The following is a 20525-nucleotide window of genomic DNA, read 5'->3' on the forward strand; positions in this document are numbered from 1 at the left end:
TGACGCGCGCGCGCGTGGCATGCGCGGAGATCAGGCAGGGAGTGGCCGATCAGCCTTGAAGTCGGACGGAGGCATGCGGTCGGCAGCATATTTCTAAGGGAGCCAGCTGTCGTCAACGGCCCTCCAGCATGCGCAAATTCATATTTATAAAGGCTTTTTTCGTTCCAACTCTGGGAAGAATTGTGTCAAATGTAGATACGCGGTTTAAGTTAAGTGTATGAATTTACTAAACAAATGAACTCCGTTGAACGTCTGGTTTGGACGTGCTAAGCACTTCTTGCCCTTACCCCCTAGTAAACGGCCAATCCATGTGGAACCATCCGCCTCCAAGAAGTGTCACTGAACGTGAAGACTGCTAAAGGAACCGTCTACAAGGCCGTTACAGCGGTAGGCAGATGCTCAAGGTGCTCAAGAGCAGCGAGCGACTAGGCATGTGTCGTGCCACTGGAGCGTCTGTTGGCAGCGTTCGAACCAGCTTAGCTTTTTCATTCGGTGCTAGCTTTTTGGTCTTGGCGAGGCCTCATATCGCCGCCGTCAGTTCGGCAGCCCGATGGCTGCTTGTGAAATCACCCATGGAGGGGCGCAATTTTGGAGAACAACATGCGACCGAATCAGCTACTTCTGCGTTGCTTTGCCGAGCGCGATGATGGGTTGTGGGTGGCGCATTGCCTCGACTTGTCGCTAGCCGTGCAGGGCGACAGCCTTGACGAGGTGAAGCGAAAGCTTGATTTGCAGATTCGTGACTATGTGCAGGATGCGCTGGTTGGCGAAGACCGTGAACATGCCGGCTACCTGCTTAAACGTAAAGCGCCTCTCTCGTTGTGGGTGAGGTACTACTGGATCTGCTTGCTGCTTGCGAAGGACTCTCTTTTCCACGCTGAACGACAAGCGCGGGAGAAGGTCTTCAGTGAGCCGATGCCGATGCAATTTGCCAAGTGCTGACGGAGACATATGGGCAAGGAGCGGCCTGTAACCCACAAGGAGTTTGTGGCAGTACTGAAGCAACTTGGATTTGAGGCGAGGTCCCGGACCGGGACTTCGCACGTTCAATGGGTAAAAACGGGCCCTGATGGATTCCGCAAAGTCACGGTAGATGAGCACCATGCCCCGTATCATCGACAGCTGTTGAAGTCGATGTTGAACCAAGCAGGGTTGTCAAAGAACGACTTTTTTGTCCTCCTTGCCACGCTCTAGAGCCCCGCCCGCCAAGGTGGGGCTTTTTGCGTTTCAGCTCCTGAGACGTGCAGAGCATAGGCTCCCCACATGGACGCCTACACCAACACGCTGACCCCCATGCCTGACGGCTTCTACTGGAAGCCCCGCTGCCACCTCGACACGCTACCGACAGGCCTGTTCCTGCACGGGGAGCAGGTGGCGTCCATGCAGCAGAGGGTTGATGGGACGTGGCTGGCCAGGCTTATCCCGGAGGACGGCGTCCATGCGCCACTGCTCCTCAGGCCGTGCAGCTCGTTTGATGCCGGCCGGCGCGGGTGCGAGATGTGGGCCCTGCGCCATGAAAAGGCCCTGCGCCGCAAGGTGGTGAAAAAGCTGCAGTGGATCCAGGACAACGTTGTGCTGCGAGGCAGGGGGAGACTATTGGACCCTCGCGACATAGTGGGTCCAGCCTATCCCCCCCCTCGGCGCGACCAAGTTCCCGTTCGGCCGCGCCGGCAATGTGGTCGGACAGGCCGGCCAACGCCTGCTGAAAGGTGGCATCGAACAGCGGGGAGGCTTCGGCGCTGCCGGAGTGGGTATCGGCGAGCTCGGGCAGTACATGCGACCAGAGCTTGGCCAAAGCCGCCGGGCAGGGGGGAGGCAATCACGGCATGCAGCCCGTACTCCAAGGCCTTGATATAGCCACGGTTGGCTTGGAGTTCTAATTCACAGCCCTCCAAGAGCCTCAGTATCACATCGTCTGTTTGGACGGTCATGGGCTTCAGTGGTTGGTAACAGACAGGTAGCGTACGCCTTGGCGGGTTGGCTCATCGCAGGTAGGATCACCAGCAATGGGGCTCAGTTGGGCGCCTCCACGGCCGTGCTGAATGGATAGGCAGCTTGCAAATGAGTGACAGGAAAGTAAAGACGTTTGGCGTGTACGTCACGGAGCAGGATGCTGTTGCTTTCCTCGCCACCTTTGGCCCGTCGAAGACGTGCGAGGTGTGCAATACGGATAACTGGTTACTGACTATGTCAGCGCCCGGTGAGACAGCAGAGGTCCTTACAATCCGGACTAGCACGGAAGAGGGCGTCATGGGGACGAAGCACGTTCCCATCTTCATCAACTGCTGCCAAACCTGCGGGTATACGCGAACCCACTCGACTCACCAAATGGCGATGTGGGTAAAGGCTCGGGATGAGGCTCGCTCCAAATGAGTAACGTCTCGAACGGGCCTTGGGCACCTCAGGGCAAGGTTGAAACGCCCGGGGGGCCGCCCCATGATGGAGGCATGGAGACGCGAATTGCCAAACTTGAAGCTCTTGTGCAGGGCCTTGCCTCGAAGAGTGACTTGGCCGAGGTTCGTGCGGACTTTCACAAAGGCGTGAACGATCTGATTAAGTGGATCGTGGGAACAGCGTTTGCCGGAATTGTGTTGCTGATCACCATCATGACATTTGTGCTGAACAACGCAGTCCCAAAGGCAGTTGTGCCATCGGCTTCGTCGCCTGCCCCCATCGTGATCCAACTCCCCGCAACTCCTGCTGCGCCCCTAGAGGCCCCGAAACCTTAGAGGCTCTAGCCTTTGCTTGGTACGCCGAAATGCCTGAAGAGACGCTAGACGTGCCGTGGGAGCTCAGAGCCATTGGTGCGGCGGAGGTCGGCTTGCTGCTAGGCCTAGCCGCGCGGACGGTGCTGGAAAACATCGCCTGCAAGCCTGATTTCCCGATGCGCGTCTCAATGCGGCCCGCCACGTGGGTTGCAGGGGAGGTGCTGGCGTGGCGTGATCGGAACAGGGTCGGCATGCAGAAGGCCCGAGCCAAGAAGCCGCGAAAAGCCTAGCGACCAGCCGGGCGCGCCTCACGTGGTCGAATAACTTCCGCGAGGCCGTAAACGGGCATACTGGTGACGTCACTGTGACGTAACTGCTAGCGCCAAACGCCTGAATGCTCAGATGGAGTACGTGGATATGGCTGTGATGCTGTTCGGCCCTGATGGTCGCCACTTTGGATGGATGCTGCAGGGGTATGTATTTGATGCCGACTATCAGCCGCTCGCCTTCCCCGAAGGTGACGATCTGTACTCTTTTTCCGAGTGCCGCTGGCTAGGGACTTACGACAGTTTCGCGGTTCACGACCGAGGCGGGCGAGTGGTTGCGATTTCCCCGGGACGCCACCCTCTACGCGTTATCCCGTCTAGGCTTGGGCGAGTGCCGCCAAGAATTAAGCCGGTGCCTTCTCCCCTTCCTGAAGATCATAGGCGCGCAGTCGACTTAGAAGCGGCTTCGCATGCAAAACGCTGGGTCGGATTGAGTCTGGAGGAGTGGCTCGGTCAGCAGGAATCTTGATTCGCGACGGCATATCGAGTGTCGTGATGACCCAGCGATACGTGGCGATCTGAGCTGCATCAATTGCTCGGCGAAGGATCCACTTGGAGCTAGCAAACAGCTGCGCCGCTGCAACACCATCACGGGCTTTTCCATAGTGTTCAACGCCGTCTGCTCACAGCCGCCCTCGTCGCTTCTCGTAGCGCGCTAACTTTTCCATTGCGGCGGCCATTCCAGGGGAGATCGGCTCCAGAGTAGTTCCTGCCACGTCCTGGGTTGCCCATGCCTTTGCATCGCTGATGGACCGGTAGAGAGCAGCCTTCTCATAAAGTTTCTTGCCCATGAACTGTCTGGGCAGCAGGTTGTATTCCCCGTCGTGGAGGTTTCACGACGGGCAGCGCATGGTCGTAGGGCCGTGTCATGGTCGGCGCGTATTTGCGGAAACAGCGCTGTGTGGGCCGCGATCTGCGGCCTGAAGACGACATGCTGTGACCCGCGGGAACGGGATCGATGATGCTGATCGAATACTTTTTGCAATTTCGCCCATGTACGCACGAACCATCAGCTGGTGCTATGGACGGGCTGGCGACGAAGAGCGCCAGTCGGGATTAGCATCCTGTTGTGTGAAGCTGGTTTTGGCTCTGTTTTGCCCTTTGGGCACGGCGGAGAATGCACTGCATTGCCTGTAGGTTTCATGGCGGGCGATGCGTGGGGATCCCTGATCCGCCGGCAATTTTTCAGCTTCACACCCGGTATGCTAACCCGCATCGCCCGCCACCCAGCGCCTTGGCGCGGGTGGCCTCAAGCTTTGTGAGGCATGCAATGGACCCGCACTATCCCCTGAGCGCGAAGCGCTTGTACGCCCTGATGGGCGAGCGGATGCAGGACTTCCCGCCGCACTTCATCGAACGCCTCGAGCGGCGGCTGGAAGAATTCGAAACCTCGCGCAGCAACCAGCATCGCGTGATGCATCTGCGGCTTCTTTCTGGGGAAGCAGCTGATGCATCGCGGACCGGAGCTGGCTGCCACCCCGACCTCAAAGGCACCGCGCACGTCGCCGTGTCCATCCGGACCCTGCAGGCGCTCGCGTCCGTTTTCGAAATCCTGCACGCGGTTCACCTCGGCCAGCAGGAGACGGCGCCACAGCCAGGCTTCCACGGCTTCATGATCGAAGAGCTCATCGTCTCCGGACGCGAACTGGTGCGCTCGTCGGCCGATGCCATGTGGAGGCAGACATGACGCCCTACGAATCCGCCAATGCCCATCTGGAAAACCGGCGTGCCGCCGACATGGCCGAGTATCTGGACCACCGCCTGCACGTGCTTCACTACGATCAGAAGACCTTCGCGCGTTCGCTGTTGCTGGTGTCCGAACTGCATGGCATCAGCCATGTGGCGCGCGAATGCGGACTGAGCGACGATGCCATGCGAAAGCAGTTGAGCGGCACGCGTCCGTTGTACTTCGCCGACGTGCTGGGCGTGATGCGTGCGCTGGGCGTCCAGTTGCGCGTGGAGGTGCGATGAGCGTTTCTGCTCGTCGATATTCGCGCAGATGCCGTAGGTGGTGGCACCGTTCTTGACGTGCGCCAGCGCCGTCGGATGGACGCGCCTGGCGATGCGGGCGGCACACTGATCAGTCCGCGTCCTCCACATCCGCCGCGCTCTCGCATTTCTTCTTCGGCGCACACAGTCGGTCCAGCAGCGCCAGGGTCACCCCGTTGCTCCAACCGAAGCCATCCTGCAGCGGGTACTCGCCACCGCCGCCACCGCCGGCGGATCCATCCACCACGTACTTCTCCACCAGCTTCTGCTCGCGGTCATACACCGATTGCACGGTACGCAGGAAGCGCGTGCCCAGCTGCCGTGCCAGCCGATCCTGTCCATAGCGCTGCAGGCCATCCACGGCGACCCATTGCAGGGGCGCCCAGCCGTTGGGCGCATCCCATTGCTGGCCGGTGGTGAGCGTAGTGGTCAGCAGGCCGCCCTGCTTCACCAGCTGCGCTTCAACCGCATCGGCCGTGCGCCGTGCCTGCGGCTTGCCGGCGATGTCCAGCCACAGCGGGAACAGCGCAGCCGCGGTGAGCGCGGGACGGGTATGCCCGGTCTGCAGGTCACGATCTACGTACCAGCCCTGCGACGGGTCCCACAGCAGGGTGTTGATCGCGCGCTGTCGCGCCTGCGCCTGTCGGTTGAACTCCCGGCGTGCCCGCGTGTCCTTGGTCACTCCGCTGGCATGGGCCAGCGTGCGCTCCAGGTGGAACAGCAGGCTGTTCAGATCCACCGGCAGGATGTCGGTCGTACGGATGCTGGACAGCGCGGCCGGATCATCCAGCCAACGCGAACTGAAATCCCAGCCGGATTCGGCGCCCGCACGCAGGTCGCGGTAGACCTGCGATGGTGCGCGTTGCGGGGACTGCGCGGCCGTGGCCAGGTCATCGGTCCAGGATTCCGTGCGGGGCACCGCGCGGGCATCGTAATAGCGGTTCAGCACGCTGCCATCGGCCAGCCGCACCACGCGCGCATGCGCCTGTCCCGGTGGCAGCCCGTCGACGCCGTCCATCCAGAACGCATGTTCGGCGCGCAGCTGGGGCAGGTAGCGTTGATACGCCTCATCGCCTTCATGTTTGGCCAGCAGGTCCACCATCAGGCTGAAGAACGGCGGTTGCGAGCGGCTGAGGTAATAGCTGCGGTTGCCGTTGGGAATGTGGCCGTGGCTGTCGATCTGGTAGGCGAAGTTGTCCACCATGTCGCGCACCCGTTGCCATTGCCCGCTGGACGCCAGGCCCAGCAGGGTGAAGTAGCTGTCCCAGTAATACACTTCGCGGAAGCGTCCGCCGGGCACCACGTAGGGCTTTGGCAGCGGCAGCAGGGAACCGTTCGGATCGACCGTGCCGGTCTGGCGGGTCAGCACCGGCCACAGGCCTTCGATGTGCGCGCGCAGGGTTTCGCCTGCGGGCGGCACATACGGGGCTGCGTCGCCGGGGACATCGAAATTGTCGTTGACGAAGGACTGCAGCGAGAACCCTGCCTGCGTGTGCTCGCGCTGCCAGGCCTGCACGATCGCCTCGGGTGTGCGGCGCGGCACCGCGTCGGCAAAGGTCTTCTGGTCCGGGAACAGGTGCGCGCCCTGTACCTGCTGGAACAGCGGCTGCAGGCGCTGGTCAGGTGGCGCGGGGTCCGCGGCGTGTAGCGCCGTACTCCATACCATCGGGACCAGCAGCAGAGTGGCCAGGCAGTTGCGTGCGCGCATGGGAGAGCCTCGGGATGAGCGTGGACTCAACTCTAGTACAGCGCCGCGCGTCGGGCAGGTGACGGCCGTTGGTCGTGATTCGCTTTGCCTGTAGAGTCCGTCACAGGGAACTTCTCAAGGAAGCAGGTTGGCCATGGACCGCACAACACCCAGGAACGCCCGTCGCCTTCTGCTCGGCGTCATTGTCGTGGTACTCGCGGTCGGCGCCGCGCTGCTGTGGCCGAAGCGTCCGGCAATGCCTGAGGCAGCTCCAGCCTCCAGTGTCGACGCGGTGCCGCCGCGCGAACGAGCAACGGCCGCCGCTGACGTCGCCGCTCCCTCCACCACCTCACCTGCAGCGGGTCAATCCGCGCAGGCACGCATGCTGGCGCTGCGCCGGGACGCGGCCGCCGGCATCCCGGCGGCGATGCGCGATCTCGCCGATGTGATGCAGCGCTGCGGATTCGGCAAGCTGCATGGCCCGCTGTTCGAGAAACATGTGGACGAGATGGCGGCGCAGATGAAGCCGGACCAGGTGCATCTGTTGCGCGCCGCGGCTGCTCGGCGGCAGGCGCAGTGCGAAACCATCCCGGGCACCTTTGACGAGCAGGTACAGCAGCAGCGGCAGCTGTTGCAGGATGCCGCAGGCAAGGGCGACCTGTTGGCACGGCTGCGTCAGCGGACCCGTGCGTTCACCGCGCAGGCCCGGGCGGAGTTGCCGGATGATGCCGATGCGCTGATCGACGAAGCCTTGATGTCCAGCGATCCGCGTGCGCTGTTCGAGGTGGCGAGCCTGCATAACACGTCACCGGAACTGCTGGCCAAGGCCGGCATCGGTACCAGCAAGAGCGATCATACGGCGTTGGTTCTGGTCGCCTGTGAGCGCGGGCTGGACTGCAGCGCGAGCTCGGAGTTCGGGGATGATCTGTGTATCAGCAGTGCAATGTGCACCGAGGGCATCGACACGGTGGTGTTGAACGCCGCTGCTGCCGAAGGCAGGACGGAGGAGATACAAGCCCGCATGCAATGGATGCGCACGATGCTCGATGAAGTGGATCGCGCGCGCTGAGCATGGCACCGCGCTACCGGTTGCTGATCGGCTTGACCGCCGTGCTGCTTGCGGTCATCGCCGTCCTGCTGTGGCCCAGGCCTGCGGCAACGTCCGTAGTCCCTGCGGTGCCGGCTGCCGAAGCTGCTGTGCAGCGTAACGACAGGCCACGTCCCGCAGCGCCACGCGAGATCCAGGCAGCGCCTGCCAAGTCCGGCGCAGAGCGCGTCTTTGCACTGCGTCGCGATGCGGCGGCCGGCGATCCAGTGGCGATGCGCGATCTCGCCGAGTTGATCCTGAACTGCGGCTTTGGCACCTCGCACGGAGCGGGACTGTGGTCGCAGGTCGATTTTCTGGCTGGGCATATGAGGACGAAACACGTGCCGTTGCTGCGCGCTGCGGCCGCGCGACGTGGTGCGCTGTGCGAGAACCTTCCGGGTGACCGCAAAGCGCAGGTCCTTGAGTACCGGAAACTGCTGCAGGATGCGGCGGAGCAGGGTGATCTGTTGGCACGCCTGCGCCAGCGCAGCAGGGCCTGGGGTGCAGAGCGCGAGGCCGCGCTGCCCGACGATGCCGCGGAGCTGGTCGAGGATGCGCTTATGTCCGAAGATCCACGCGCGCTTTACGAGATGGCGCATCTCTATGTGCTGGTGCCGCGAGCAACAATACAGGCAGGTATCGGTTCCAGTCCGCATGACCATACGGCGTTGTCCCTGCTGGCCTGCGAGCGCGGGATGGACTGCAGCGTCGGGTCGGACTATGCAGACAACGTATGTCTTAACAGTGGCGATTGTGCAATAGGTGTGGATTCAATGTTGTGGCGGACGGCTGACGCCCAAGGCGTGACGAAAGACGTGCAGGCACGCATGCAGTGGCTGCGCACGGTGCTTGATGAAGTAGATCGCGCGCGCTGAGCTGCGTGGGTGAGTCCGCCGGGCGTGGCTCGGCGCTACCGCGAATCGACGCCCACGTCGCAGTCCGGGCTCATTCCGCCGACACGATGTGCCTGTGGCTCAGTTCGTAGTGTCCTGCCGGGGTGAAATCCGTCTCACCGTCAGGTCACTGCGGGGCTGTCAGGGTGGGAAGCCTCTTTCAACGCAGGAGGACACCCATGAACTTCAATGCCAAGACCGTGATCGTCACTGGCGCAGGCTCGGGTATCGGCGCCGCCACCGCGCGGGCATTTTCCAACGCGGGCGCGAACGTGGTGCTCGCAGATCGCGATCATCCTGACGTCGCTGCGCTGGCCGGTGAACTCGCCGCAGAACGCACGTTGGTGCATGACGTGGATGTCAGTGATGAAGCGCAGGTGCAGGCATTGGTCGATGCCGCCGTGAAGCGCTTCGGTGGACTGGATGTCATCTTCAACAATGCCGGCATCCTGGTGGAGGGCCCGGCAGAGGACACCTCGCTGGAGGACTGGAACCGCATCGTCGCGGTCAACCTGACCGGTGTGTTCCTGGGCTGCCGCGCGGCGCTGCCGGAACTGCGCAAGCGCAAAGGCTGCATCGTCAACACGGCCTCGGTCTCCGGGCTCGCTGCTGATCGCAACATGCCGGCCTACAACGCGGTGAAGGGCGCGGTGGCGAACCTGACCCGTGCCCTGGCGATCGATAACGGCCGCCATGGCGTGCGCGTCAACGCGGTCTGCCCGACCTTCACCCGCACGTCGATGACGGCGGAAAAGGAAAAGGACAAGGCGCTGGTCACCAACTTCCTCAACCGCATCCCGATGGGCCGCCTGGGCGAGCCGGAAGACATCGCCAATGCGGTGCTGCTGCTGGCCAGCGACCACGCCGGTTTCATCACCGGGGTCAACCTGCCGGTAGATGGCGGGGTCAGCGCCTCCAACGGCCAGCCGCTGTTCGAGTAAGTCAGCGCACCCGCATCCCTTCAATGCCCGGAATGCTTTCGCGGATCGCATCCAGGAACAGCTGCAGGCGTGCGGGCCGATGGCGCCCGGCCGGGAACACCAGGTGCACCGGCAGTGGCGCGGCTTCCCAGCCGGGCAGCAACTGCACCAGCCGGCCGCTGCGCAGGTCGTCGGTCATCATCCAGGCCGATCCGATGCCCACGCCCAGGCCGTCACGCACGGCCTGGTGCAGCACGAACAGGTTGTCGGTGAGCAGGCGCGGCTGGATCGCGATGCGCTCCTGGGTCTTGCCGATGCTGGCGCCCTGGCAGCGCTGCAGCTGGACGCTTTCACGATAGAAACTGGTCAGTGACACCCACGGCAGCAGCGCCAGCGCGGCCGGCGTGGTGGGCAGTGGATCCGGTGCCGCCGCCGCGGCGCAGACCACGATGCGCGGCACGTCGGCCACGTGCACGGCCACCACGTCCTGCTGTTCCAGCGGGCCCACGCGGATGGCGCAGTCGATGCCTTCGGCCACCAGGTCGGACAGGCCATCGTGCAGGCGCCATTCCAGGCTGATCTGCGGGTAACGGCGCAGGAAGGCCAGCATCGGGGCCATCAGCTGGCCCTGGCCGAAGGCGTGCGGCACCAGCACGCGTAGTCGTCCGCTGGGCTGCTGGGCCGCGCCGCGCAGGTCCTGCTCGATGCCTTCCCAGCTGTCCAGCAGGTCGCGCGCGTGCTGCAGGCAGCGTTCGCCATCGTGGGTCAGCTGCATGCCATGGGTGGAGCGCTGCAGCAGGCGCAGGCCGAAGTGTTTTTCCAGCGCCTGCAAGCGGCGGCTGATGGTCGGCTGGGTGGTGCCCAGCTGCGCGGCGGCGGCCGACAGGCTGCCGGCATCGACGATGCGCACGAAGGTCCGCAGCAGGTCGATACGGTCGGCGTTGACGGGCGCGGAGGATGTGGTCATGCGTGTGGCGTATGGGGCTGATGCGACCGAGCCTACTACACCTGCCATCGCGGCAGGAGGACACTGCGCGGCATTCCCCCGATGAGTTCCCTCCCATGTCTGCCGCGCATGATGCAACCCTTCCGCTCCCCCCTCCGGCCTTGCCCGGCCTGCTGGTCCCGGTCATGGCGGCCGGTGCCGGCTTCAGCGTGGCCTCGCTGTACTACGCGCAGCCGATGCTGGGGGCGATGGGGGCGTCGCTGGGCGCCAGCGATTCCGCCATCGGCCTGGTCCCGACCCTGACCCAGCTCGGCTACGCGGCGGGGATCGCCTTGCTGGCCCCGCTCGGTGACCGCTTCGAACGCCGGCGCATCATCCTGGTCAAGTCGCTGCTGCTGGGCGTGGCGCTGCTGGCGGCCGGGCTGGCCGGGCACCTGCCGGGGGTGCTGCTGGCCAGCCTGCTGGTGGGCCTGATGGCCACCGTGGCACAGGACGTGGTGCCGGCCGCGGCCACGCTGGCACCGCCCGAACACCGCGGCGCGCTGGTCGGCAAGGTGATGACCGGCCTGCTGCTGGGCATCCTGCTGTCACGCGTGGTCAGTGGCGTGGTGGCCGAACAGTTCGGCTGGCGCGCGATGTTCATCGCCGCCGCGGTGTCGGTGCTGCTGATGGGCGTGCTGCTGCGTGCCACGCTGCCGCGCTTCGCGCCCACCACCACGCTGGGCTATGGCGCGCTGCTGCGTTCAATGGGCGCGTTGTGGATGCAGCTGCCGCCGCTGCGCCGCGCGGTGCTGGCGCAGGCGCTGCTGGCGATGGGCTTCAGTGCGTTCTGGTCGACACTGGCGTTGATGCTGCATGCCCGCTTCGGCATCGGCAGTGCCGGCGCCGGGGCGTTCGGCATCGCCGGCGCGGCCGGTGCACTGGCCGCGCCGCTGGCGGGGCGTTTTTCCGACCGCATCGGCACCCAGCGGGTGGCGCGGCTGGCCATTGGCATCGCCCTGCTGGGCTTTGCCAGCCTGCTGCTGGATGGCCTGCTGCCGGCGTCGCTGCAGCTGGTGTTGCTGGCGGTCAGTGCGGTGATCTTCGACTTCGGCTTCCAGGCGGCGCTGGTTTCGCACCAGACGCTGGTCTACGGCCTGCAGCCGGAAGCGCGCAGCCGCCTGAATGCCCTGCTGTTCACCGGCGTGTTCATGGGCATGGCCGCCGGCGGTGGCCTGGGCGCGATGGCGCTGGCCCAGGGCGGCTGGCATGCGGTGGTGCTGATGGCCTGTGCCACCAGCGCAGCAGCGCTGTGGGTGAGGCGCTGGAAAACCAAGGGGTAACCGAAGGGGTCAGGTTCCTTTTGCCCCTGGCAAAAGGAACCTGACCCCGTTCCAACCGGCGTCAGCGCGCGAACTGGCCGCGTTGCAGCTGCCCGGCGCTGTTGCCGGATGCATCCTGCAATTCCAGATCGGCGCCCTTGGCGGCGAGCTGTTGCAGGATTTCGCGGCGCTGGAACAGGGCGGCATACATGGCCGCGGTCTGGCCGGCCTTGTTGCGTTGGTCGGGCGCGCAGCCGGCGGCCATCAATCGCCGGGCTATGCGCAGTTCCCCCTTGAAGATCGCGCCCATCAACGCGGTGTTGCCGCGCTTGTCCTGCGCGCAGGCATCGGCACCTGCCGCCAGCAGCTGGTCCACTGCGCCTGCGTGCCCGTGATAGGCCGCCAGGATAAGCGCAGTGTAGCCCTTTTCATCGCGGGTCTGCAGGTCGTAGCCGGCATTGATGAACTCGGCCAGCATCGCCTGCTGGCCGCTGCGAGCGGCATCGAAGTAGTACATGCGCAACTGTGCCTGGGCATCGGCTGCCGATGGCAGGGCCGCCGGCGGGGCGGCCCATGCAGGGATGGCCAGCAGCACGGCCAGCAGCCCGGTGAAGGAGATATGCATTCCGGTTTCCCTGCGGTCGGATGTCAGTCCTGCAACTGGCTGGCGAGCTGCTTCACCCGGGCCAGGTCACCGCCGGCCACGCGTGCGACCCGTGTGCCGTAGTCCGCATCGGCCTTGTACAGGAACGACAGCATGATGTGCTTGCTGTCACTGTCCGCACCGGCCAGCGACTGGCCGAAGCTGTGCACCAGGTCCAGCTGTTCGCGCCGGCTGTAGGAGCGGTACAGCTCACCGGCCTGCCTGAAGTTCTGCTCGCGTGCGATGCGCTCCTGCTGGGTGGTGCCCGACAGCGGCAGCCTGCTGTAGCGCGCATGCGTACGCTGCGGACGCGGCTGCAGGCGACTGGGTTCGTAGTTGACGCCGCTGCTGCTGTGGCCGGCATCCAGGGCGCCATCCTGATTGCCGTTGCTGATGGCCACGCGTGGGCGGTTTACCGGCAGCTGCAGGGCATTGGCCCCGATGCGATACATCTGCGTATCGGCATACGAGAACACACGCCCCTGCAGCAGGCGGTCTTCGGACGGTTCGATCCCGGGCACCAGGTTGGACGGGGCCATCGCCACCTGTTCGGTTTCCTGGAAGAAGTTGTCGACGTTCTGGTTCAGCACCATCTGGCCGATCTTCTGCTCAGGTACGTCCGGCCAGATCTTGGTGGCATCCAGGGGATCGAAATCAAAGGAGGCCAGCTGCTCTGGTGCCAGCACCTGGATGTACAGGTCCCAGCGCGGATGGTCGCCGCGCTTGATCGCCTGCACCAGGTCCTCGGTCATGTGGCTGTAGTTCCTGCCCTGCACCGCTTCGACCTGGGTGGGGTCCAGGTTGCGTGTGCCCTGCAGGCTTTTCCAGTTGAACTTGACGTAGTGCACGTCACCGGCGGCATTGACCAGCTTGTAGGCATGCACCCCATTGCCGTCCATGAAGCGGTAGCCGGCCGGTGTTCCTTCGTTGGAATACAGCTGGGTCAGCGTGCGGGTGGCTTCGGGCACGTGCGAGAAGAAATCGAAGCGACGTGCATCGTCATCCAGGTTGGTGCGCGGATCGGGCTTGAACGCATGCACCATGTCCGGGAACTTGATCGCATCGCGGATGAAGAAGGTCGGGAAGTTGTTGCCTACCAGGTCCCAGTTGCCTTCGCGGGTATAGAACTTGGTGGCGAAGCCACGTGGATCACGCAGGGTTTCCGGCGAATGATTGCCGTGCACCACGGAGGAGAAGCGGACGAACACCGGGGTGGTTTCGCCCGGGGTGAACAGCAGTGCACGGGTCAGCGCGGAAAGGTCGGCGCTGGCAGTGAACTGCCCGCGCACGCCGGTACCGCGGGCATGCACGACGCGTTCGGGGATGCGCTCGCGGTCGAAGCGCTGCAGTTTCTGGATCAGCTGCACGTCCTGCAGCAGCGCCGGGCCGTTGGCCCCTGCCGTCTGTGAGTTCTGGTTGTCGCCCACCGGCGCGCCGTTGTCACGCGTCAGCGTTGTCTGGGCCAGCACGGAGGTGGCGGGGATGAGCAGGGCGGCTACCAGCAGGCAGGCATGGCGCATGGGAAGGAACTCCTGGAGATGAAGCAGGATGATCCCGGTGAAAGCATTCGATTGAACAATACTTTTTTATAATTTAATCAATAGGTTGTATGCATGGTGCGTCACGCGTCAGCAAAGCAGGTTGATAGCGACAGCGCCCGTCGGCCTGAATCGTAGAAATGTCGCTTTTCTGAAAGCGAGGGTGTACAAATGTACACCATGGATCCCATCGAACTCCCTCCCCAACGTGCGGCCGTGCTGGCCTGGCTGCGACAGGCGCTGGTTGCCGGCCAGTCGCCCAGCCTGGCCGATATCGCCGCCGCCTTCGGCTTTGCCTCGCGCAATGCCGCGCAGAAGCACGTGCAGGCGCTGGTCGAGGCCGGTCTGCTGGACCAGGCGCCGGGCCGCAAACGCGGGCTGGCCCTGCCCGGTGGGCCGGCTGAGCTGCTGCCGCTGGCGGTGCTGGGCCGGGTGGCGGCCGGCCAGCCGATCGGCGCGGATATCGGCCTGGACCAGCAGCTGTGGCTGGACCGCCGGATGTTCTCCCCGCGCCCGGATTACCTGCTGAAAGTGCAGGGCGATTCGATGATCGACGACGGCATCCTTGATGGTGACCTGGTCGGCGTGCACCGCACCCCCAGCGCCCGCGATGGGCAGACCGTGGTGGCGCGCATCGATGGCGAACTCACCATCAAGCGCCTGCAGCAGAACGCCGATGGCGTGCGCCTGCTGCCGCGCAATCCGGCGCATGCCCCGATCGTGGTCGAAGCCGGGCAGGACTTCGCCGTGGAAGGCGTTTACTGCGGCCTGGTACGGCAGGGCTGAGATGAACACCGCGCCCGAACTGCAGCAGCTGCTGTCCGCCCAGACCCTCTGGCATGCGGGGCGGGGCAGTGCGAAGGAGGGCGTGGAAGGCCAGTCCACCGGGCATCCGGCACTGGATGGATTGCTGCCGCAGCGTGGCTGGCCGCGTCGCGCGCTGACCGAACTGCTGCTGCCCGCCGATGGCGTGGGCGAACTGCAGTTGCTGCTGCCCACGCTGGCGCGGCTCAGCCAGGCCGGCGCGGCGGTGGCGGTGATCGCCCCGCCCTACCTGCCGTATGCGCCCGCGTGGCAGGCCGCCGGCGTTTCGCTGCAGCATCTGCAGCTGATCGACGCAGCCCCGCGTGATGCGCTGTGGGCGTTCGAACAGTGCCTGCGCAGTGGTGCGTGCGCGGCGGTGCTGGGCTGGCCGAAGCAGGCCGATGCCCAGGCCCTGCGCCGGCTGCAGGTGGCCGCCGATACCGGCCAGTGCCTGGGCTTCGCGCTGCGTGACCGCAAGCATGCGGCCAATCCCTCGCCGGCCGCGCTGCGGCTGGAAGCGGTCGGCCACGGCCGGTCCACCCAGTGGCAGGTACGCAAGTGCCGCGGCGGCCCTGCGCCATCGCAGCTGTTTGCCTTGAGGGCCGGGTGAGGCACGCCGATGCTCTGGGCCTGTGTACTGCTGCCGCAGCTGGCGCTGGACGCTGTCCTTCGCCGCCACCCTGATCCGGATACGCCGCTGGCGCTGGTCGGTGGGGCGGCGCAGCTGCGCACCCTGCATGCGGTGAATGCCGCTGCCGCGCAGGCGGGCCTGCAGGCCGGCATGCGGCTGACGGCTGCGCTGGCGCTGCTGCCGGACTTCCAGATGGTGGAACACGATGCGCAGTCCGATGCGCGCTGGCAGCGCTTCCTGGCGGCTTGGGCGTATCGGCACAGTTCGCTGGTGAGCGCGCAGTGGCCGGGCTGCATCGTGCTGGAAGTGCGCGCCAGCTTCCAGCTGCTGGGGCCGTGGCCGGTGCTGCAGGCGCGCCTGCGCGAGGAGCTGCAGGCACTGGGGTTCCAGCACCGCATCGCGCTGGCGCCGACGCCGCGTGCGGCGATGGTGCTGGCCGGCATCCGCGATGGCCTGGACGTGCAGGACATCGCGGCGATGCAGGCCCTGCTGGACCGCGTTCCGGTGCGCCGTGCGCGGCTGCCCGATGAGGGCGGTACGCGCCTGAAGCAGATGGGCATCGGCAGCCTGCAGGCGCTGCGTGCGCTGCCGCGCGATGGCCTGCGCCGGCGCTTCGGATTGCCGCTGCTGGAACACCTGGACCGGCTGTACGGGCAGGCCGATGAGCCGCTGGCCTGGTATGCGCCGCCGGACCATTTCGATTCGCGGGTGGAACTGGGCTATGAGGTGGAAAACCACATGGCCCTGCTGTTCCCGTTGCGCCGCCTGATCGGCGATCTGTGTACCTGCCTGTCGATCCGCGATGGCGGCGTGCAGCGCTTCGTGCTGCGGCTGGAACATGAAGAAGGCCATACCGACGTGGAGGTCGGCCTGCTGGCCGCCGAACGCGATGCCACGTTGCTGTTCGAACTCACCCGCAACCGGTTGGAGCGTGCCAGCATCGACCGGCCGGTGGTTGCCGTGCGCCTGCTGGCGCGCGAACTGCCGGCCTTCGTGCCGGCCAGCCGCGATCTGTTCGATACCCGCAACCAGCAGCAGCTGCCGTGGCCGCAGCTGCGCGAACGCCTGCGTGCGCGGCTCGGTGATGGTTCGGTCTATCGCGTGGGGCCGGCCGGTGACCCGCGCCCGGAACGTGCCTGGCAGCGCGTGGAAGGCGATGGCACGGCCATTGCGCAAGCCCCGCTGCGGCCACCGCGTCCGTGTTGGCTGCTGCCCACGCCGGTGCCGTTGCGCGATCCGCGCGCGCGCATCGTCTCCGGTCCGGAGCGGCTGGAAAGCGGCTGGTGGGATGGCCAGGAAGCGCGTCGCGACTATTACGTGCTGGAAACGTCGCAGGGCCAGCAGGCCTGGGCCTTCGCCCTGCCGGGCCAGCAGGGCGACTGGATGCTGCACGGCTGGTTCGCATGAGCCGCATCGAAGAACGTGACGATGCCCCGTGCAAGCGCATGCCGCGTGCGTGGGAAACCCGCGAACGGCTGGCGGCGGCCAACGACGATATCCCGCACGAAGATGCGCTGCCGGCGTATGCCGAGCTGCACTGCCTGTCCGATTTTTCGTTCCTGCGCGGTGCGGCCAGCGCCGAGGAACTGTTCACCCGTGCGCATCAGTGCGGCTACGAGGCCCTGGCGATCACCGATGAGTGCTCGCTGGCCGGCATCGTGCGCGGGCTGGAAGCATCGCGCGCCACCGGCGTGCCGCTGATCGTCGGCAGCGAGTTCGTGCTGGAGTGCGGGTTGAAACTGGTGCTGCTGGTGGAAAACCAGCGCGGCTACGTGCGCCTGTGCGAACTGATCACCGCCGGGCGGCGTGCGGCAGGCAAGGGCAGTTACCGGCTTGCCCGGCAGGATGTGGAGCGGGTGCTGGGCGGGGTGGCGGGCGAGGCGCTGGGCCTGTTCGCGCTGTGGGTGCCAGGTGCGCAGCCCGATACCGCTCAGGCGCGCTGGCTGCAGCAGGTGTTCGTGCAGCGCACCTGGCTGGCCGTGCACCTGCACCGCGAACGCGATGACGCCGCGCGGCTGTCGCAGCTGCTGGAGTTGGCCGTGCAGTTGGGCATCGATGCCGCTGGCCTGCGGCGACGTCCACATGGATGTACGCCGCCGACGCGTCCTGCAGGACACCATGACCGCCATCCGCCACGTGCTGCCATTGTCCGAATGTGGTGCGTTCCTGTTCCGCAATGGCGAGCACCATCTGCGCACCCGTCGTGCGCTGGGCAACATCCATCCGCATGCGCTGCTGCACAACGCGGTCGCGCTGGCACGGCGCTGCCATTTCCGCCTGGACGATGTGCGCTACCAGTACCCCGCCGAGCTGGTGCCCGACGGCCATACCCCCAGCAGCTGGCTGCGCGAGCTGACCCTGCGCGGCATGCGCGAGCGCTGGCCGGAAGGCGTGCCGGAGGCGGTGGCCGCCCAGATCGACAGCGAGCTGCTGTTGATCACCGACATGAAGTACGAAGCCTTCTTCCTTACCGTGGAGGACATCGTGCGCTTCGCCCGCTCGCGCGACATCCTGTGCCAGGGACGCGGGTCCTCAGCGAACTCGGCGGTGTGCTTCGCATTGGGCATCACCGTGGTCAACCCGGCCGAAAGCCGGCTGTTGATGGCGCGCTTCCTGTCCAGGGAGCGCGACGAACCGCCGGATATCGACGTGGATTTCGAACACGAGCGGCGCGAGGAAGTGCTGCAGTACGTGTATGGAAAATACGGGCGCGAACGCGCGGCGCTGGCCGCCACGGTGATCCGTTACCGTGGGAAAAGTGCAGTGCGCGACGTGGCAAAGGCGTTCGGGCTGCCGCCGGACCAGGTGGCGCTGCTGGCCGAATGCTTCGGCTGGGGCAACGGCGAAACTCCGATGCAGCAGCGGCTGGCAGAGGCCGGTTTCGATGCGGACAATCCCCTGCTGCAGCAGGTGATGGCGGTGACCGAACAGCTGCGCGACCACCCGCGGCACCTGTCCCAGCACGTCGGTGGCTTCGTCATCAGCGATGCGCCGCTGAGCACGGTGGTGCCGGTGGAGAACGCGGCGATGGCCGACCGCACCATCATCCAGTGGGACAAGGACGACCTTGAAACCATGAAGATGCTCAAGGTGGACTGCCTGGCGCTGGGCATGCTGACCTGCATCCGCAAGGCGGTGGAACTGGTGGAAAGACACCGTGGCCACCGCATCGACCTGGCACGCCTGCCGGTGGATGATCCGCCGACTTTCGCGATGATCCAGGCGGCCGACACCGTCGGGGTGTTCCAGATTGAATCGCGTGCGCAGATGAGCATGCTGCCGCGACTGAAACCCACGTGCTTCTATGACCTGGTGATCCAGGTGGCGATCGTGCGGCCCGGGCCGATCCAGGGCGGCATGGTGCATCCGTTCCTGCGCCGCCGGCAGGGCCACGAAGCGGTGACGTACCCCTCCGATGGGATCCAGGACATCCTGGGCATGACCCTGGGCATTCCGTTGTTCCAGGAGCAGGTGATGGAACTGGTGATCCATGCCGGCTACGAGCCGCACGAGGCCGACCAGCTGCGTCGTTCGATGGCCGCCTGGCGCAGCGGTGGCGACATGAACCCGCATCGCGAGCGCATCCGCGGGCTGATGGAAGAAAAAAATTACAGCTCGGAATTCATCGACCAGATCTTCGAGCAGATCAAGGGCTTTGGGGCCTACGGTTTCCCGCAGAGCCATGCCGCCTCGTTCGCCAAGCTGGTGTACATCAGCTGTTTCCTGAAACGGCATGAGCCGGCCGCATTCGCCTGCGCGCTGCTCAATGCGCAGCCGATGGGCTTCTATTCGGCCAGCCAGATCGTGCAGGACGCGCGTCGTGGCAGTGCGCAGCGCGGTGGCGTGGCCGTGCTGCCGGTGGATGTGTGCATCAGTGATTGGGACAACACCCTGGATGGCGGCGATGCACGCACCCAGCCGGCCATCCGGCTGGGGCTGCGGCAGTTGGCCGGCTGCAGCGAAGCGGCCGCACGGGCGGTGATGACGGCACGCGCGCAACGACCGTTCGCCGACGTGGCCGACCTGTGCCGCCGCGCGCGGCTGGATGGCAAGGCCCGCCAGGTGCTGGCCGATGGCGGGGCGCTGGCCGCCCTGGCCGGCAACCGCAATGCCGCACGCTGGGCGGTGGCCGGCATCGAACGCGCGATGCCGCTGCTGGACGGCAGTCCGGACGAGCCGGACATCGTGCTGCCGGCGCCCGACGTGGCCGAGGAAATGCTGTCCGACTACCGTGCCAGCGGCTTGACCCTGGGCGCGCATCCGCTGGCCCTGCTGCGGCCGCGGCTACGCCAGGAGCGCGCGCTGGATTCGCACCAGCTGCGGGCCAGCGCGCATGGGCGCGGGGTGCACACCATCGGCCTGGTGACCCAGCGGCAGAAGCCCGGCACGGCCAACGGCACCGTGTTCGTCACCCTGGAAGACGAGCACGGCATGGTCAACGTGGTGGTCTGGTCGCACCTGGCGCTGCGCCGCCGCAAGGCGCTGCTGGGCTCGCGCTTGCTGGGGGTGCGCGGGCGCTGGGAATGCGTGGACGGGGTACGCCACCTGATCGCCGGCGACCTGCATGACTACAGCCACCTGCTGGCTGGCCTGAACGCGCCATCGCGCGATTTCCGGTAGCACGGCCGGTCGTGGCGCCCGCTGCCCCGGTAGTGACGCCGCTGGTCCGGTAGTGACGGCCGCTGGCCGTCAGCAAGGCGATTGACAGCCAGCGGCCGTCACTGCCCCCTTGTTACCGCCTACACGCAAAGGTCACGGTTTTAAGGTAGGGTGCGCAATCCGCCGGTCCTGCGCCCCGCAGCCCAGGTCCGCCGGATTGTCCTTGGAGGATGCATGAGCAAGTCCGCTTCAGTGGAAACCACGCCCGGTCCGGTGCTTCTGCCGACCCCGGAAGTCCAGCAGGCCCAGCACCTGCTTGCCCGCCAGCAGATCGCGGTGGCGATGGAGCGCGCGCGGCGCGCGGCCGACGCCGACATCGCCGAACGCCAGGCGGTGGTGTCGCGTTGATCGGCAGGTGAGGGAGGCGGTGACGACCAACGGTCGTCACCCACC

Annotated in this window: 18 protein-coding genes and 1 pseudogene; 14 read left to right on the top strand and 5 right to left on the bottom strand. The window is 65.7% G+C overall.

Translation table 11 applies throughout. The features are described 5' to 3' along the window. The first annotated feature begins 600 nt into the window (after positions 1-600). The 3 genes from QE373_RS02375 to QE373_RS02385 all read left to right on the top strand — a co-directional run bounded on the left by QE373_RS02375 (position 601) and on the right by QE373_RS02385 (position 3503). Positions 601-942, top strand: coding sequence for a DUF1902 domain-containing protein (locus QE373_RS02375; RefSeq protein ID WP_309683210.1), 342 nt, complete (start codon positions 601-603; stop codon positions 940-942). Between the two features lie 1505 nt (positions 943-2447). Continuing rightward, complete coding sequence (locus QE373_RS02380; protein WP_309683213.1) at positions 2448-2729, top strand: hypothetical protein; 282 nt, start codon at positions 2448-2450, stop codon at positions 2727-2729. A gap of 381 nt (positions 2730-3110) precedes the next feature. Further along, positions 3111-3503, top strand: coding sequence for a 4-fold beta flower protein (locus tag QE373_RS02385; protein ID WP_309683215.1), 393 nt, complete (start codon positions 3111-3113; stop codon positions 3501-3503). A gap of 154 nt (positions 3504-3657) precedes the next feature. On the opposite strand, the gene QE373_RS02390 is transcribed toward QE373_RS02385, so the two are convergent. Further along, complete coding sequence (locus QE373_RS02390) at positions 3658-3825, bottom strand: hypothetical protein (RefSeq protein ID WP_309683219.1); 168 nt, start codon at positions 3823-3825, stop codon at positions 3658-3660. 479 nt (positions 3826-4304) lie between these two features. Here QE373_RS02390 and QE373_RS02395 point away from each other — a divergent pair, with 479 nt between their 5' ends. Continuing rightward, the gene (locus QE373_RS02395) at positions 4305-4721 is read left to right on the top strand and encodes a hypothetical protein (protein WP_309683222.1); all 417 of its coding nucleotides are present in this window, start codon (positions 4305-4307) and stop codon (positions 4719-4721) included. Next, the gene (locus QE373_RS02400; RefSeq protein WP_309683225.1) at positions 4718-5005 is read left to right on the top strand and encodes a hypothetical protein; all 288 of its coding nucleotides are present in this window, start codon (positions 4718-4720) and stop codon (positions 5003-5005) included. The genes QE373_RS02395 and QE373_RS02400 overlap by 4 nt, the downstream gene beginning before the upstream one ends. Before the next feature lie 109 nt (positions 5006-5114). Here the strand turns inward: QE373_RS02400 and treA are convergent, their stop codons facing one another. After that, positions 5115-6731, bottom strand: a complete 1617-nt coding sequence (gene treA / locus QE373_RS02405; RefSeq protein ID WP_309683228.1) for an alpha,alpha-trehalase TreA — start codon at positions 6729-6731, stop codon at positions 5115-5117. A gap of 133 nt (positions 6732-6864) precedes the next feature. Here treA and QE373_RS02410 point away from each other — a divergent pair, with 133 nt between their 5' ends. From QE373_RS02410 to QE373_RS02420, 3 genes are all read left to right on the top strand, one after another. After that, positions 6865-7779, top strand: coding sequence for a hypothetical protein (locus QE373_RS02410; RefSeq protein WP_309683231.1), 915 nt, complete (start codon positions 6865-6867; stop codon positions 7777-7779). Positions 7780-7781: 2 nt separating this feature from the next. After that, positions 7782-8672: a hypothetical protein gene (locus QE373_RS02415; protein ID WP_309683234.1), complete on the top strand. Its 891-nt coding sequence runs from the start codon at positions 7782-7784 to the stop codon at positions 8670-8672. A gap of 197 nt (positions 8673-8869) precedes the next feature. Beyond that, positions 8870-9631, top strand: coding sequence for an SDR family NAD(P)-dependent oxidoreductase (locus QE373_RS02420; RefSeq protein WP_309683237.1), 762 nt, complete (start codon positions 8870-8872; stop codon positions 9629-9631). Between the two features lies 1 nt (position 9632). Here the strand turns inward: QE373_RS02420 and QE373_RS02425 are convergent, their stop codons facing one another. Beyond that, the gene (locus QE373_RS02425; protein WP_309683240.1) at positions 9633-10577 is read right to left on the bottom strand and encodes a LysR family transcriptional regulator; all 945 of its coding nucleotides are present in this window, start codon (positions 10575-10577) and stop codon (positions 9633-9635) included. Between the two features lie 95 nt (positions 10578-10672). Here QE373_RS02425 and QE373_RS02430 point away from each other — a divergent pair, with 95 nt between their 5' ends. After that, positions 10673-11878: an MFS transporter gene (locus QE373_RS02430; RefSeq protein WP_309683243.1), complete on the top strand. Its 1206-nt coding sequence runs from the start codon at positions 10673-10675 to the stop codon at positions 11876-11878. 61 nt (positions 11879-11939) lie between these two features. Here QE373_RS02430 and QE373_RS02435 read toward each other — a convergent pair whose 3' ends face one another. Further along, a complete protein-coding gene (locus QE373_RS02435) occupies positions 11940-12482 on the bottom strand; it encodes an ankyrin repeat domain-containing protein (RefSeq protein ID WP_309683247.1) in 543 nt (180 codons plus the stop codon). Between the two features lie 23 nt (positions 12483-12505). Then, on the bottom strand, positions 12506-14002 hold the full coding sequence (locus QE373_RS02440) for a catalase (RefSeq protein ID WP_309689514.1): 1497 nt from the start codon (positions 14000-14002) through the stop codon (positions 12506-12508). 216 nt (positions 14003-14218) lie between these two features. Between QE373_RS02440 and lexA the strand changes: the two genes are divergently transcribed. From lexA to QE373_RS02465, 5 genes and pseudogenes are all read left to right on the top strand, one after another. Next, positions 14219-14824, top strand: coding sequence for a transcriptional repressor LexA (gene lexA / locus QE373_RS02445; protein WP_309683250.1), 606 nt, complete (start codon positions 14219-14221; stop codon positions 14822-14824). Between the two features lies 1 nt (position 14825). Next, positions 14826-15452, top strand: coding sequence for a translesion DNA synthesis-associated protein ImuA (gene imuA, locus QE373_RS02450; RefSeq protein WP_057507500.1), 627 nt, complete (start codon positions 14826-14828; stop codon positions 15450-15452). Positions 15453-15461: 9 nt separating this feature from the next. Then, entirely contained in the window at positions 15462-16880 is a 1419-nt protein-coding gene (locus QE373_RS02455; RefSeq protein ID WP_309683255.1) for a DNA polymerase Y family protein, read from the top strand. Then, positions 16877-20093, top strand: a pseudogene (locus QE373_RS02460) (error-prone DNA polymerase). Before QE373_RS02455 ends, QE373_RS02460 begins: the two are co-directional and overlap by 4 nt. 213 nt (positions 20094-20306) lie before the next feature. Continuing rightward, a complete protein-coding gene (locus tag QE373_RS02465) occupies positions 20307-20480 on the top strand; it encodes a hypothetical protein (protein ID WP_170184000.1) in 174 nt (57 codons plus the stop codon). Positions 20481-20525 lie beyond the last annotated feature (45 nt).

Source organism: Stenotrophomonas sp. SORGH_AS_0321, assembly GCF_031453215.1.
In the GTDB taxonomy this organism is placed as follows: domain Bacteria; phylum Pseudomonadota; class Gammaproteobacteria; order Xanthomonadales; family Xanthomonadaceae; genus Stenotrophomonas; species Stenotrophomonas chelatiphaga.

Coding starts and splice junctions, on each gene's coding strand:
- QE373_RS02375 (WP_309683210.1), top strand. CDS start 601: ATGCGACCGAATCAGCTACTTCTGCGTTGCTTTGCCGAGCGCGATGAT.
- QE373_RS02380 (WP_309683213.1), top strand. CDS start 2,448: ATGGAGACGCGAATTGCCAAACTTGAAGCTCTTGTGCAGGGCCTTGCC.
- QE373_RS02385 (WP_309683215.1), top strand. CDS start 3,111: ATGGAGTACGTGGATATGGCTGTGATGCTGTTCGGCCCTGATGGTCGC.
- QE373_RS02390 (WP_309683219.1), bottom strand. CDS start 3,825: ATGGGCAAGAAACTTTATGAGAAGGCTGCTCTCTACCGGTCCATCAGC.
- QE373_RS02395 (WP_309683222.1), top strand. CDS start 4,305: ATGGACCCGCACTATCCCCTGAGCGCGAAGCGCTTGTACGCCCTGATG.
- QE373_RS02400 (WP_309683225.1), top strand. CDS start 4,718: ATGACGCCCTACGAATCCGCCAATGCCCATCTGGAAAACCGGCGTGCC.
- treA (WP_309683228.1), bottom strand. CDS start 6,731: ATGCGCGCACGCAACTGCCTGGCCACTCTGCTGCTGGTCCCGATGGTA.
- QE373_RS02410 (WP_309683231.1), top strand. CDS start 6,865: ATGGACCGCACAACACCCAGGAACGCCCGTCGCCTTCTGCTCGGCGTC.
- QE373_RS02415 (WP_309683234.1), top strand. CDS start 7,782: ATGGCACCGCGCTACCGGTTGCTGATCGGCTTGACCGCCGTGCTGCTT.
- QE373_RS02420 (WP_309683237.1), top strand. CDS start 8,870: ATGAACTTCAATGCCAAGACCGTGATCGTCACTGGCGCAGGCTCGGGT.
- QE373_RS02425 (WP_309683240.1), bottom strand. CDS start 10,577: ATGACCACATCCTCCGCGCCCGTCAACGCCGACCGTATCGACCTGCTG.
- QE373_RS02430 (WP_309683243.1), top strand. CDS start 10,673: ATGTCTGCCGCGCATGATGCAACCCTTCCGCTCCCCCCTCCGGCCTTG.
- QE373_RS02435 (WP_309683247.1), bottom strand. CDS start 12,482: ATGCATATCTCCTTCACCGGGCTGCTGGCCGTGCTGCTGGCCATCCCT.
- lexA (WP_309683250.1), top strand. CDS start 14,219: ATGGATCCCATCGAACTCCCTCCCCAACGTGCGGCCGTGCTGGCCTGG.
- imuA (WP_057507500.1), top strand. CDS start 14,826: ATGAACACCGCGCCCGAACTGCAGCAGCTGCTGTCCGCCCAGACCCTC.
- QE373_RS02455 (WP_309683255.1), top strand. CDS start 15,462: ATGCTCTGGGCCTGTGTACTGCTGCCGCAGCTGGCGCTGGACGCTGTC.
- QE373_RS02465 (WP_170184000.1), top strand. CDS start 20,307: ATGAGCAAGTCCGCTTCAGTGGAAACCACGCCCGGTCCGGTGCTTCTG.